The following is a 13429-nucleotide window of genomic DNA, read 5'->3' on the forward strand; positions in this document are numbered from 1 at the left end:
GAATTCCCAAGTCACCTGTGGATAACTCGACTTGGTTGTGGATCAAACCTCTGGCTCGGTATTCCTCGATGAAAATCCCATGGCGAAAAACCGAGTGCGGGGAGAACGGTGGACCGCGACGCTGAAGAAATGAAAGAACGACAACCTCCCAAAGGACAACCTCCCAAAGGAACGGAAGCCGCGGCCGCAACGGTCTCTCCCGGCACCGGCGCCGGGACTAGGGCTGGGGCCGACACCGGGGCCGGGCCCGGGGCCGGAGCCGGAGCCGCCCCGGACAGCCAGCGCACCGTAAAGGTGTCGAAATACCTCTCCAAGCACCTGCGCCACCAGCCCGAGCGCATCGGGATCACGCTCGACGACAGCGGCTGGGTGGACGTCGAGACGCTGATCGCGGCGGCCGCAGCCCACGGCTTCGCCTTCACCAGGGCCGAGCTGGACCACGTGGTGGCCACGAACGACAAGCGGCGCTTCTCCCTCGACGGCGAGCGGATCCGCGCCAGCCAGGGCCACTCCGTCGCCGTCGACCTCCAGCTACCCCCGGCGGCCCCGCCCGCGCGCCTCTTCCACGGCACCGTCGCCCGCCATCTCCCCGCGATCCGCGCCGAGGGCCTGCGCCCCATGAGCCGCCACGCCGTGCACCTCTCGCCGGACCGCGAGACCGCCACCCGGGTGGGCGCCCGCAGGGGCCGCCCCGTGGTGCTGTCCGTCGACGCGGGCGCGATGCACGGCGACGGCCACGTCTTCCACGTCAGCGCCAACGGCGTCTGGCTCACCGCCGCCGTGCCCCCGCGCTATCTGAGCTTTCCCGCACCTCACTGACCAGGCAGGATCACGGGGTATGGAACATCTGCCCAGTACCGAGGCCGCCGTGGGCGCCCTGCGCGAGATCGCCCGGGAGCACGCGCGCGCCTTCGAGGTCAGCCACGACATAGGCGCCGACCAGACCTCGCGCCGCACCGCCGCGGGCGTCGAGGTGACCACCGACCCCGACGGCTCGCTGCCGCACGAGGCGTTCGTGGAGTTCGGCGGTCTGCCGCGGGTGTCCGTGCGGCTCTACCCCGACGACGACGCGCTGATCACCGTCGAGGGCGTGGAGTTCCACGACGTGCCGCGCGACCACGCGCCCCCGTTCGTGCGCTCCCTCCTGGACGGCCTCGCGCACGTCAAGGGGCGGCGCTTCCCGCCGGGCTACTGGCTCGTCGTGCCGCTGCCCGGCGACACCACGTACAAGGAACTCATCCGCATGATCTCGCTCACGCCCTGGCTCAACGGAAGGGTCCGCTGAGCGCGGGGCGCGCGGCGAAGGGCCTGGCCACGGGTGTTCCGGGGCCCTTGGAGGCACCGGGTCCTGGCCCGGCGGGCGCTGGCTGATCGCCGTAGGCTCGGCGGCATGAGTCTGCGTCTGAGCACCGTGATCCTGCCCGTCCGCCGTTGGCACGAAGGCGGCAGGGAGCGCTGGCAGCGCGCGGAGGAGCTGGGCTTCCACACCGCGTACACCTACGACCACCTGTCGTGGCGGACCTTCCGCGACGGCCCCTGGTTCGGCGCGGTGCCCACGCTGACCGCCGCCGCCGCGGCCACCGAGCGGATCCGCCTCGGCACGCTCGTCACCTCCCCCAACTTCCGGCACCCGGTCACGCTCGCCAAGGAGCTGATCACGCTGGACGACGTGTCGAACGGACGGATCACCCTCGGCATCGGCGCGGGCGGCGACGGCTTCGACGCCTCCACCCTGCGCCGCGCCGACGAAGCCCCCTGGACACCCCGTGAACGCGCGGACCACTTCGGTGAGTTCCTGCCGCTGCTCGACCGGCTGCTCACCGAGGACTCGGTGACGTACGAGGGCGAGCGGTACGCCGCCTACGAGGCGCGGAACATCCCTGGCTGCGTGCAGCGCCCCCGGCTGCCGTTCGCGGTGGCCGCGACGGGGCCGCGCGGCCTCAGGCTCGCCGCCCGCCACGGCCAGGCCTGGGTGACCACCGGCGACCCGAAGATCTCCGCGACCGGCACCCCGGACGAGTCCCTCGCCGCCATCCGCGGCCAGGTCGAGCGCCTCGGCAAGGCCTGCACCGACGTCGGCCGCGACCCCGGCGAGCTGGACAAGATCCTGCTCACCGGCTTCACCCCGGACCGGCCGCTGGACTCCTTCGACGCCTTCGTGGACTTCGCGGGCCGGCACGCCGCGCTCGGCGTGACCGAGATCGTGCTCCACTGGCCGCTGCCGGACACGGACTTCGCGGCGGACGAGAAGGTCTTCGAACGGATCGCGACGGAGGCCTTGGCACAGCTGTAGCGGCGCCCCGCGCGGCCGGAGCGGCGGCCCCGGCGCGGCCGGAGCGCCACGGCCGCCCCGCGGCGAGGGCTCGTGCGCCGGGGCCCACGGTGCAACCGGGGCGTGCGGGGGCGAAGACCACTCACATGTGCGCCCCGCCACACACCCGTGCGCGCATATGCGGGACAATCGCGTACGTGACCTCAGCTACCGCCCGGCCCCCGGCTTCCCCCCTCCCGCCCCGGCTGATCGCCACCGACCTGGACGGCACGCTGCTGCGTGACGACAAGTCCGTCTCCGAGCGCACGGTCGCGGCGCTCGCCGCCGCCGAGGCGGCCGGGATCGAGGTCTTCTTCGTGACCGGGCGCCCGGCCCGCTGGATGGACGTGGTCGCCGACCACGTGCACGGCCACGGCCTGGCGATCTGCGCCAACGGCGCGGCGGTCGTCGACCTGCACGGCGGACCGGGCGACCACCGCTTCACCAAGGTGCGCGAGCTGCCCACGGCGAGCGCCCTCGACGTCGTCCGGCTGCTGCGCGCCGCCGCTCCCGGCACGTCCTTCGCCGTCGACCGCACGGGCGGGGTGCACCACGAGCCCGCGTACCCGCCCCTGCGCCTCGACCCCGCGATCAGCGTGGCGCCCGCCGAGAAGCTCCTCGCGCCGGACGCCGCCGCCGAGGACGGGCCCGTCCTGAAGCTCCTGGCCCACCACCCGACGCTGACGCCGGACGCCTTCCTGGCCCTCGCCCGCACGGCCGCGGGCGGCCTCGCCGAGATCACCCGCTCCAGCCCGACGGCGCTCCTCGAGATCAGCGGCCCCGGCGTCACCAAGGCGGGCACCCTCGCGCTGTGCTGCGCCGAGCGCGGCATCTCCCCCGAAGAGGTCGTCGCCTTCGGCGACATGCCGAACGACGTGGAGATGCTCACCTGGGCCGGAGTCTCGTACGCGATGGGCAACGCCCACCCGGACGTAGTCGCCGCCGCGTCGGGCCGCACGGTCGCCAACAACGACGACGGCGTCGCGGTCGTGATCGAACGCATCTTGGAGAATCGTCTTTCCACGTACGGGAGTTAGCGCGTACGAGGGTCAACTCCCTTACGGATCAGCCCGCACGGATCAGGCCGTACGGAACAGGCCGTACGGAACAGCCCGTACGGAACAGCCCGTCGGGAGTCTGCGCCTACCCCGCCCCGGAGCTGGCGCCGGGCTCGGGCCGGAGCGGTCAGAGGGCCACCCCGTGCTCCGCGAGCCACTTCGCCGGGTCCACGCCCGAGCCCAGGTCCGGCGTCAGACGCACCTCGAAGTGCAGGTGCGGGCCGGTCGAGTTGCCGGTCGTGCCCGCCTGCCCCAGCCACTGCCCGGCGCGCACCCGCTCCCCCTGGTCGACGGTCACGGCGGCCAGGTGCGCGTACTGCGTGTAGTAGCCGTTCGGATGGCGCACCACGACCTCGATGCCGAAGCCGCCGCCGCACGCCACCCGCTCCACGCGCCCCTCGCCCACCGCCCGCACGGGCGCGCCGATGTCGACGGCGAAGTCCTGGCCCGTGTGCCGCCGCGCCCAGCGCTCGCCCGCGCTGTCGAAGCCCGCGGACAGCTCGTACGTCTCCACGGGCGTCATCCACGCGCGCGTGGCGGGCGGTTCCGGCTGCGCGAGCCGGACGGCGCCCCGGCACCGGCCCGCCGCGACGGACGCGTCGGCCTCGCCCTGGAGCGTCCACCGCGCCGACTCCAGCTTCGCCGCGATGTCCCGCTTCAGGCGCGCGAGGCGCGCGGTGCGCCGGTCCAGGACGCCCCGCGCCCGCTGCGCTGTCCGCTGGGCGGCGGTGAGCCGGGCGGCGGCCCGCTGCGTCTTGGCGACGGCGTTGGTGACGGCGAGGTCCGCCTGCCCCAGGACGCGCTTGCCGCGCAGCAGTTCGTCGGGGTTGTCCGCGAGGAGCAGCCGCGCGGTGAGCGGCAGGCCGCCCCCGGCGCGGTACTGGGCGCTCGCCATCCGGCCGAGGTCCTTGTGCAGGGCGGCCACCTGGTAGCGCTCCTGGGCGAGCAGCCGGTTGAGTTCCGTGACGCGGGCGCGCTGGACTCCGGCCGCGCGCCGCTCCGCTTCGTAGGCCTCGGTCGCCTGTGACGCCTCTTCGTAGAGGCGTGCCACCTCGGCACTGGTGCCCGGCCCGTCGGTCCCTCCGGGCTCCTCGGCGGCCGCGCTCCCCGGGGTGCCCGCGGCGACGAGCGCGCACAGCAGGACCGGCACGAGGTAAGGGCGCGCGACGAGCGGACGGCGTGGACGTGGGCGCATGCATCGGATCGTTGCCCGCCCCCGCGCGCGCCGCCCCGTGGACTCGTACACGCGGGGGACCGGGTGACCCGTACGGCGCACGTGGGTACCGCCGAACAGCGGCCGGTCGTCCGGGCGCACGCCGCAGCGCGGCCCCCAGGCCCCGCGCACGCCGGGCCCCGTCCAGCACACCCTCCGGGCCCCGGTTCAGTGCGGCGCCTGCCACACCACCGTCGTGCCGCCGCCGTCCTCGCCGAGGCCCGGCCCGTACCAGCTGTCGCCGCCGAGGGACTCGGCCCGCCGCTTGAGGTTCTTCAGGCCGCTGCGGCGGCCGCCCTCGGAGATGCCGACGCCGTCGTCGGCGACGGTCAGACGGACGCCCGGACGGCCGTCGGGCAGGACGAGCGTGGCGTCGACGACGACCTCGATGCGGGCGGCGCCCGCGTGCCGGAACGCGTTCGACAGCGCCTCGCGCAGGGCCGCGATGAGGTTCTTGCCCGCGAGTTCCCCGACGACCGTGTCGACGGGGCCGAGGAAGCGGTGCGAGGGCTTGAAGCCGAGCGGCACGGCCGCCATGTTGATCTCGCGCAGGACCCGCGTCCGCAGCCCCGATGGCGCCTCCGCGGGCCCCTGCTGGAGCGCGAAGATCGCCGTACGGATCTCCTGGATCGTCACGTCCAGCTCGTCCACGGCCTTGCCGACGCCCTGCCGCACCTCCGGCACGACGGACCTGCGCTGCGCGCTCTCCAGCATCATCCCGGTGGCGAAGAGCCGCTGGATGACGAGGTCGTGCAGGTCGCGGGCGATGCGATCGCGGTCCTCGTAGACAGCGAGCCGCTCCCGGTCGCGCTGCGCCTCGGCCATCATCAGCGCTAGCGCGGCCTGCGAGGCGAACTGGGTGGCGAGCGTCCGTTCGGTCTCGGTGAACGGCCGCCCGCCCCGCGCGCGGGGCGTGACGAGGGTCCCCAGGACGCGGCCGTCGCTCTGCAGGGGCAGCATCATCACGGGGCCGTAGCCGCGCGCGAGATCGGTCATGATCCGCGGGTCGGTGGCCGCGTCGTCGATGAACACCGCCCGCCCGTCCAGGAGGTCCGCGATGATGCGGCTCTCCGGGGGGATGGTGACGCCCATCGCACCGGACGGCTCCGCCGCGGACACGGCGACGATCTCCATGCCGCCCTCGTCGTCCGGAAGGAGCACGATTCCCGCCGCCGAGTCCGCCAGGTGCCGCGCCTGCTCCGCGACGACGACCAGGGCGTCCTCGGCGTCGGAGCCCGAGAGCAGCGCCGTGGTGACCGCCACGGAGCCGTCGATCCACCGCTCGCGCTGCTTGGCGGCCTCGTACAGGCGGGCGTTGCCGATCGCGATGCCCGCCTCCGTGGCGAGCACCCGCACCATGTGCACGTCGTAGTCGTTGAATCCCGCCGCCCCCGCGGCGTCCGCCCCGTCGCGCTTCTCCGTGAGGTACAGGTTCCCGAAGATCTCCCCCTGGACGCGGATCGGCACCCCCAGGAAGGTGCGCATCGGCGGGTGGTGGGCGGGGAAGCCGCAGGAGCGCGGGTCGGTGGCCAGGTCGGCGAGGCACAGCGTCCCGGGCTCGTGGATGAGCGCGCCGAGCAGGCCCCGGTGGCCGTCCGGAAGGCGGCCGATGCGCTCGGCGGTGGTCTCGTCGATGCCGTGGTAGACGAAGTCGGAGAGGCCTTCGCCGTCCTCGGCGACGACGCCGATCGCCGCGTAGCGGGCACCCGTCAGCTCGGCCGCCGTCTCGCAGATGCGGTCCAGCGTGGTGTGCAGTTCGAGTCCGGTGCCGACGGACCGCATCGCCTCCAGGAGCTGCGGTACGCGCGCGGTCAGCTCGGTGGAGAGCCCGTGCAGGCTCCGGGCCGCCCGCGCGGCGTCGGCCTGCTCCGCCGTACCCGCGCCCTCGGTGCCCGCCGTGCCTGCCGTACCTGCCGTACCTGCCGTGCCCGATGCGGCCTCCGGGGGCGGCGGGGGCGCGGCGGGAGCCGGGGAGGCGGACATGCCTTGAGCGTAGTTAGTCCGATTTGACGGGGAAAGTCGAGAGGAGGAGACCGGGGGCGGCGGGTACGTCGATGAGCTTCCAGGGGGCAGTGGCTGCCCCAGAGGTACCGGCACCCCGAAGGGTGCCGGTACCGGGACCTGCCCCACGGCGTCAGCCCACCGCGCTCGTCAGCAGGTCCGCCGCCGACTCCCGCTCCCGCATCCGCCGCAGCGGCCCTTCGACGGCCACCAGGTCCTCGTACGCGCCGCGCTGCACCACGTGCCCGGCTTCCAGGACGACCACCTCGTCAACTTTGTCGAGTCCGGCGAGACGGTGCGTGATCAGCAGGGTCGTACGGCCCTCGGTGGCCGTGAGCAGATCGTCGGTGAGGGCGTCCGCGGTCGGCAGGTCGAGGTGTTCGGCGGGCTCGTCGAGGACGAGGACGGGGAAGTCGGCGAGCAGCGCGCGGGCCAGCGCGAGGCGCTGCCGCTGGCCCCCGGACAGACGGGCCCCGTGCTCCCCGACGAGCGTGTCCAGGCCCTCGGGCAGGGAGCGCGCCCAGCCGTCGAGCCGGGCCCGCGCCAGCGCCCCGTACAGCTCGTCGTCGTCCGCGCCCCTGCGGGCGAGCAGCAGGTTCTCGCGTACGGAGCTGTCGAAGACGTGCGCGTCCTGCGCGCACAGGCCCACCAGGCGCCGTACGCCGTCCGCGTCGACGGTGGCGACGTCCGTGCCGCCCAGCGTGTACGTACCGCCGGAGGTGCCCAGGAACCGCAGCAGCACGTGCGCGAGCGTGGTCTTGCCGGAGCCCGAGGGGCCGACGACGGCGACACGGCGGCCGCGTTCCAGGGTCAGGGACACGTCGGTGAGGGCGTTCCGCTCCTGGCCCTCGTAGCGGGCGCTCAGTCCGTCGAGGCGCAGCGGGAAGGGCGTGTGCGGCGCGGCGGCGGGCGCCTTGGGCCCCTCCGGTCCGGGCGAGGCCGAGGCCGCGGGGACCGGGTCGGGGAGGGGGTCCGGGAGGGGGTCGGGCGTGTCGAGGACCTCGTGGACCCGCTCGGCGCTCTTCTTGACCCGCTGGCGGTACTGCACGGCCAGCGGCAGCCCCGTCACCGCCTCGAACGCGGCGAGCGGCGTCAGGACGACCACGGCGAGCGCGACTCCGCTCAGGCGCCCGTCCTGCACGCCCTGCACCCCGGCGAGCGCCGCCGCAGCCACGGTGAGGCCCATGACGAGCGCGCTCAGGCCGTCGCCGAGGGCCGTGGCGCTCGCCGTCCGGGACGCGATCCGGGTCAGCTCGGCGTCGGCCTCGCGGACGTGCGCGGTACGGCGCCGCAGCGCGCCCGCGACCGTCAGCTCGGCGGTGCCCGTGAGCAGATCGGCGACCCGGGTGGCCAGCGCTCCGCGCGCGGGGGCCAGCTTCCGCTCCGCGCGGCGGGCCACGGCGCCGCTCAGCAGGGGCACCCCGACCCCGGCGGCCAGCAGGCCGACGGCGAGGACGGCGCCCGCTTCCGGGAGCAGCCAGGCGGTGAAGCCGACCGCTCCGGCGCTCACGAAGGCCGCGGCGCCGACGGGCAGCAGCCAGCGCAGCCAGTAGTCCTGGAGCGCGTCCACATCGGCGACGAGCCGGGACAGCAGGTCGCCGCGGCGCGTGCCGCGAAGCCCGGCGGGCGCGAGGCGCTCCAGGCGCCGGAACACGGTCACCCGCATGTCGGCCAGCATCCGAAGGACCGCGTCGTGCGACACGAGGCGCTCGGTGTAGCGGAAGCAGGCCCGCCCGATGCCGAAGGCGCGGGTCGCCGTGACGGCGATCATCAGGTGCATCACGGGCGGCTGCTCCGACGCCCGCGAGATCAGCCACCCGGAGGTGGCCATCAGCCCGACGGCACTGCCCAGGGCGAGGCTGCCGAGCAGCAGCGCCAGGGCGAGCCGCCCCCGCCGTACCCGAGCCACCGCCCGCACCCGGGCCAGCACGCCACCACGGGGGGCCCCGGCTCCGGCACCCACACGGGACACCCCGCCTACCGCACCACCAAGGGACGCCTCGACACCCGCACCACTACGGGGCACCCCAACACCCTCACCCCCACAGGGCACCTCAACACCCACACCCTCACGGGGCACCCCAACACCCACACCCCCACGGACGCGCCCACCGCCGCCCTCACCAGCGCGGCCAGCCCCCACACCATCGCCACGGCCGACCGCCTCACCATCGCCGAGAACGGCGGCCCTACCCCCGAGAACAGCGGCCCCACCCCCGAGAACGACCGCTTCGCTCCCGAGAACGACCGCTTCGCCCCCGCGACCAGCCGCATCACCCCGGCGGCCGACCGTCACCGCCCCGCTGTGAAGAGCCGTCGCCCCCGCACCGAGGCCAGCCGCCCGGCCCTCGCCTCCGGTGGCCTTCGCGCCCTCGCCAAGGCCGCCCGGCGCCAGCCCATCACGGCCGGACGCCGCCCCTTCCGCACGGACGACAGCCGCCCTGTCACCAGGAACGCCAGCCGCCTTCTCATCCCCCTCACCCTGAACCGCCGATCCGCCCACTGGACGGACCACACGGGCACAACCCTCAGCCCCCAGGTCGCCGTTCCGCACGCCGTCCACCCGGACCACCCGGTCGGCGACAGCCAACAGCGCGGGCCGGTGCACCACGAGCACCACGGTCCGCCCCACCGCGAGGCGGCGCACCGCGTCCACGATGCCCGCCTCGGTCTCCCCGTCCAGCGCCGCGGTCGGCTCGTCGAGGAGCACCACGGGCCGGTCCGCGAGGAACGCCCGCGCCAGCGCGACCCGCTGCCGCTGCCCCGCGGAGAGCCCGGCCCCGTCCTCCCCGAGCACGGCCTGGGCCCCCAGCGGCAGAGCGTCCACGAACTCCAGCGCCCCGGCCGCGCGCAGAGCGCCCCGTACCGCCGCGTCGTCCGCGTCCGGCCGGGCGAGCCGGACGTTGTCCGCGATGGTCCCCGCGAACAGGTGCGGCCGCTGCGGCACCCACGCCACCTGCTCCCGCCACCGCTCCAGGGACACATCCGCCAGCTCCGCGTCGCCGACGCACACCCGCCCCGCGGTGGGCTTGACGAAGCCGAGCAGGGCGCTCAGCAGGGTCGACTTGCCGGAGCCGCTGGGCCCGACCAGGGCCACGGTCTCCCCGCGCCCGACCGTGAACGAGGCCCCGCTGACGGCGTCCACCGCCCGGCCCGGGTAGCGGACGGTCAGGTTCTCCACGCGCAGCGGGCCCGCGGGCACCGCCCCGCTCCCCCCGGCGGGAACGGGTGTCTCCAGGACCCGGAAGATCTCCTCCGCGGCGGCGAGCCCCTCCGCCGCCGCGTGGTACCGCGCCCCGACCTGCCGCAGCGGCAGATACGCCTCGGGCGCGAGGATCAGGACGACCAGACCGTCGTACAGCTCCATGTCCCCGTGGACGAGCCGCATGCCGATGGTGACCGCGACCAGCGCGACGGAGATCGTCGCGAGGAGCTCCAGGGCGAACGACGACAGGAAGGCGATGCGCAGCGTCCGCATCGTCGCCTGCCGGTACTCATCGGTGATCTTGCGGATCGCCTCGGCCTGCGCCTTGGCTCGGCCGAACACCTTGAGCGTCGGCAGGCCCGCGACCACGTCCAGGAAGTGGCCCGAGAGCCGGGAAAGCAGCCGCCACTGGCGGTCCATCTTGGCCTGGGTGGCCCAGCCGATCAGGGCCATGAACACCGGGATCAAGGGCAGCGTGCCGGTGATGATCGCCGCCGACACCCAGTCCTCGGTGACGACGCGCGCGAGCACCGCCACCGGGACCACCACCGCGAGCCCCAACTGCGGCAGATAGCGCGAGAAGTAGTCATCGAGCGCGTCCACGCCCCGGGTCGCGAGATTGATCAGCGAACCCGTCCGCTGCCCCTCCGCGAACTCCTGGCCCCGCTCGGACGAGGGGGACCCCATCTGCCACCCCGGCCCGAGCGCGCCCGCACGCTCCACGAGCCGCCCGCGCAGCTCCGACTTGACCGCCGCGCTCGCCCGGTGCGCGGCCAGCTCGGTGAGCCAGGCGACGGTCGCACGGCCCACAGCGACGGCCGTGAGCAGCAGGATCGGCGTGCTCAGCGCCCCGGTCGAGAGCCCGTGTTGGAAGGAACCCACGACGATCTCGGCGATGAGCATCGCCTGGGCCACGACCAGGCCCGCCCCGGCAAGGCCGAGCACCACCACCGCGATCAGGAACCAGCGCGTGGCGCGGGCGTACCGGAGCAGGCGCGGGTCGATTGGTTTCACGTGAAACACACCCTCCCAGGGACCGTGGGCGTAGGGGGAGTTGACTCAGTGCGCCGCGTCGGACGGAACGTCCGGCGCGATGTGCTGCGTACCGATGCGCTTGCGGAACACCCAGTACGTCCACGACTGGTAGAGCAGCACAACGGGCGTGGCGATGCCCGCGCACCAAGTCATGATCTTCAGGGTGTAGGGAGTCGACGAGGCGTTGGTGACCGTGAGGCTCCAGTCCTCGTTCAGCGACGACGGCATGACGTTCGGGAAGAGCGTCAGGAAGAGCATCGCGACGGCGGCGACGATCGTGACGCCCGACAGCGCGAACGCCCATCCCTCGCGTCCGAGTTGATTCGCCCCGAGGGCGGCGACGAGGGCCACCACGGCCACGATCAGCGCGATCAGGCTCGCGCCGTCGCCGTTGTCCGCCTGCGTCCAGCCCAGGAAGCCGAGCGCGAGCACCGCCGTGACCAGACCGAGGACGAGCGCAAGGCGCCGCGCCCGCAGCCGGATGTCACCGACCGTCTTGAGCGCGGCGAACACCGCGCCGTGGAAGGTGAACAGGGTCAGCGTGACCAGACCGCCGAGGAGCGCGTACGGGTTGAGCAGATCCCAGAAGTTGCCCACGTACTCCTTCTGCGCGTCGATCTTGACCCCGCGCACGATGTTGCCGAAGGCCACGCCCCACAGGAACGCCGGGATCAGCGAGCTCCAGAAGATCGCGTGTTCCCAGTTGGTCTGCCAGCGCTCCTCGGGCCGCTTGGCCCGGTACTCGAAGGCGACACCGCGCACGATCAGGCAGATCAGAATGATCAGCAGCGGGAGATAGAACCCGGAGAACAGCGTCGCGTACCACTCGGGGAAGGCGGCGAAGGTCGCGCCGCCCGCCGAGAGCAGCCACACCTCGTTGCCGTCCCAGACCGGGCCGATGGTGTTGATGAGCACCCGCTTCTCGACCCGGTCACGGGCGAGCAGCTTGGTGAGGACTCCGATCCCGAAGTCGAAGCCTTCGAGGAAGAAGTAGCCGATCCACAGGACGGCGATCAGGACGAACCAGACGTCGTGCAGTTCCATGTGCGCCCAGCTCCTTAGTACGAGAAGGCCATGGGCCGGTCGGCGTCGTCATCGGCGTCCGCCCCGGCACCGCCGGGCGGGCCACCGATCTTGGTGGGCGGGTTGAGGTCGGCCTCGGTCAGCTCGGGCGGACCCTTCCTGACGTACTTGAGGAGCAGCCGGACCTCGATCACGGCGAGGATCGCGTAGAGCAGCGTGAAGACGATCAGCGAGGTGAGCACCTCGCCCTGCGAGACGCCGGGGGAGACCGCGTCCTCAGTCTTCAGGACTCCGTAGACGACCCAGGGCTGGCGCCCCGTCTCGGTGAAGATCCAGCCCCACGCGGTGCCGATGAGGGGGAAGATCAGCGTCCACTGCGAAAGACGCCACCACCAGTCGCCGAGCCTCGGGTTCAGCTCCCTGTTCTTGGTGAGCATCAGCTTCGGCACCTCGTCCGCGCCCGTGTGGTGCTCCGGGGCGAGCCACACCTTCCGGCGCGTGAGCCAGAGACCGGCCGTGCACAGGGCCATCGAGACGCCGCCGAAGCCGATCATCCAGCGGTAGGACCAGTACGTGGTGGGGATGTTGGGCCGGTAGTCACCGGGACCGAACTTCTCCTGGGCTTCCTTGTTGAGGTCGTTGATGCCGGGGATCTCCGCGCTGAAGTTGTTCTTCGCGAGGAAGGACAGGACCCCGGGAATCTCTATGGCGACCTCGTTGTGGCCCTTGGCGACGTCGCCGTACGCGAACAGCGAGAACGGCGCGGGCTTCTCCGACTCCCACAGGGCCTCGGCGGCCGACATCTTCATCGGCTGCTGCTCGTACATGACCTTGCCGAGGGTGTCGGCGCTGATCACGGTGAGCAGGGTGCCGACGAACGCGGTGACCAGGCCGAGCCGCAGCGACATGCGCATGGTGCGCACATGCCGCTTCTTGCGCAGGTGGAAGATGGCGATGCCGGTCATGAAGGCGCCGCCGACCAGGATGGTCGCCGCGATGACGTGGAAGAAGTTGACGAGCGTCGTCTCCTGGAACAGCACCTTGGCGAAGTCGGTCAGCTCGGCGCGCTTCTTGCCGTCCCGCTCGGTGATCTTGTAGCCGACCGGGTGCTGCATAAAGGCGTTCGCGGCGATGATGAAGTACGCCGACAGGACCGTGCCGATCGACACCATCCAGATCGTCGCGCAGTGCAGCTTCTTCGGCAGCTTGTCCCAGCCGAAGATCCACAGGCCGATGAAGGTCGACTCGAAGAAGAAGGCGATCAGGGCTTCGAAGGCGAGTGGCGCACCGAAGACGTCTCCGACGAATCGCGAGTAGTCGGACCAGTTCATGCCGAACTGGAACTCCTGCACGATGCCGGTGACGACGCCCATCGCGATGTTGATCAGGAACAGCTTGCCCCAGAACTTGGTGGCTCTGAGGTAGTGCTCCTTGCCCGTCCGCACCCAGGCCGTCTCAAGGATCGCCGTGAGGGCGGCCAGGGAGATCGTCAGGGGGACGAAGAGGAAGTGGTAGACGGTGGTGATGCCGAACTGCCATCGCGCCAGGGTTTCCGGCGCTAGAGCCAGGTCCACGTCGACTTC

Annotated in this window: 8 protein-coding genes and 1 pseudogene; 4 read left to right on the forward strand and 5 right to left on the reverse strand. The window is 72.9% G+C overall.

All coding sequences use genetic code 11. The features are described 5' to 3' along the window. Nucleotides 1-279: 279 nt before the first annotated feature. From AC07A4_RS26850 to AC07A4_RS26865, 4 genes and pseudogenes are all read left to right on the forward strand, one after another. Nucleotides 280-819: pseudogene (locus AC07A4_RS26850) on the forward strand (RNA 2'-phosphotransferase); the annotation flags it as partial. A gap of 19 nt (nucleotides 820-838) precedes the next feature. Beyond that, the gene (locus tag AC07A4_RS26855; protein ID WP_478603026.1) at nucleotides 839-1285 is read left to right on the forward strand and encodes a hypothetical protein; all 447 of its coding nucleotides are present in this window, start codon (nucleotides 839-841) and stop codon (nucleotides 1283-1285) included. Between the two features lie 105 nt (nucleotides 1286-1390). Then, nucleotides 1391-2293, forward strand: coding sequence for an LLM class flavin-dependent oxidoreductase (locus AC07A4_RS26860; RefSeq protein WP_478603028.1), 903 nt, complete (start codon nucleotides 1391-1393; stop codon nucleotides 2291-2293). A 176-nt stretch (nucleotides 2294-2469) separates the two neighbouring features. Then, a complete protein-coding gene (locus AC07A4_RS26865) occupies nucleotides 2470-3348 on the forward strand; it encodes an HAD hydrolase family protein (RefSeq protein WP_478603030.1) in 879 nt (292 codons plus the stop codon). Nucleotides 3349-3496: 148 nt separating this feature from the next. Here AC07A4_RS26865 and AC07A4_RS26870 read toward each other — a convergent pair whose 3' ends face one another. From AC07A4_RS26870 to AC07A4_RS26890, 5 genes are all read right to left on the reverse strand, one after another. Beyond that, nucleotides 3497-4564: a M23 family metallopeptidase gene (locus AC07A4_RS26870; protein WP_478603032.1), complete on the reverse strand. Its 1068-nt coding sequence runs from the start codon at nucleotides 4562-4564 to the stop codon at nucleotides 3497-3499. A gap of 186 nt (nucleotides 4565-4750) precedes the next feature. Continuing rightward, nucleotides 4751-6565 (reverse strand): GAF domain-containing sensor histidine kinase, encoded by a 1815-nt coding sequence (locus AC07A4_RS26875; RefSeq protein WP_478603034.1) that lies wholly within the window; start codon nucleotides 6563-6565, stop codon nucleotides 4751-4753. Between the two features lie 151 nt (nucleotides 6566-6716). Beyond that, the gene (gene cydD / locus AC07A4_RS26880; protein WP_478603036.1) at nucleotides 6717-10802 is read right to left on the reverse strand and encodes a thiol reductant ABC exporter subunit CydD; all 4086 of its coding nucleotides are present in this window, start codon (nucleotides 10800-10802) and stop codon (nucleotides 6717-6719) included. Nucleotides 10803-10847: 45 nt separating this feature from the next. Further along, a complete protein-coding gene (gene cydB / locus AC07A4_RS26885) occupies nucleotides 10848-11867 on the reverse strand; it encodes a cytochrome d ubiquinol oxidase subunit II (protein WP_478603038.1) in 1020 nt (339 codons plus the stop codon). A 14-nt stretch (nucleotides 11868-11881) separates the two neighbouring features. Next, nucleotides 11882-13420 carry a cytochrome ubiquinol oxidase subunit I gene (locus AC07A4_RS26890; protein WP_478603040.1) on the reverse strand — a complete coding sequence of 513 codons (1539 nt, stop codon included), beginning with the start codon at nucleotides 13418-13420 and terminating at the stop codon, nucleotides 11882-11884. Between the last annotated feature and the right edge of the window lie 9 nt (nucleotides 13421-13429).

The organism is Streptomyces sp. NPDC043996 (assembly GCF_056435225.1).

What these genes read in the sequence shown, in the direction of transcription:
- AC07A4_RS26870 (WP_478603032.1), bottom strand. Translation starts at nt 4,564, where the DNA reads ATGCGCCCACGTCCACGCCGTCCGCTCGTCGCGCGCCCTTACCTCGTG.
- cydB (WP_478603038.1), bottom strand. Translation starts at nt 11,867, where the DNA reads ATGGAACTGCACGACGTCTGGTTCGTCCTGATCGCCGTCCTGTGGATC.
- AC07A4_RS26860 (WP_478603028.1), top strand. Translation starts at nt 1,391, where the DNA reads ATGAGTCTGCGTCTGAGCACCGTGATCCTGCCCGTCCGCCGTTGGCAC.
- AC07A4_RS26855 (WP_478603026.1), top strand. Translation starts at nt 839, where the DNA reads ATGGAACATCTGCCCAGTACCGAGGCCGCCGTGGGCGCCCTGCGCGAG.
- AC07A4_RS26875 (WP_478603034.1), bottom strand. Translation starts at nt 6,565, where the DNA reads ATGTCCGCCTCCCCGGCTCCCGCCGCGCCCCCGCCGCCCCCGGAGGCC.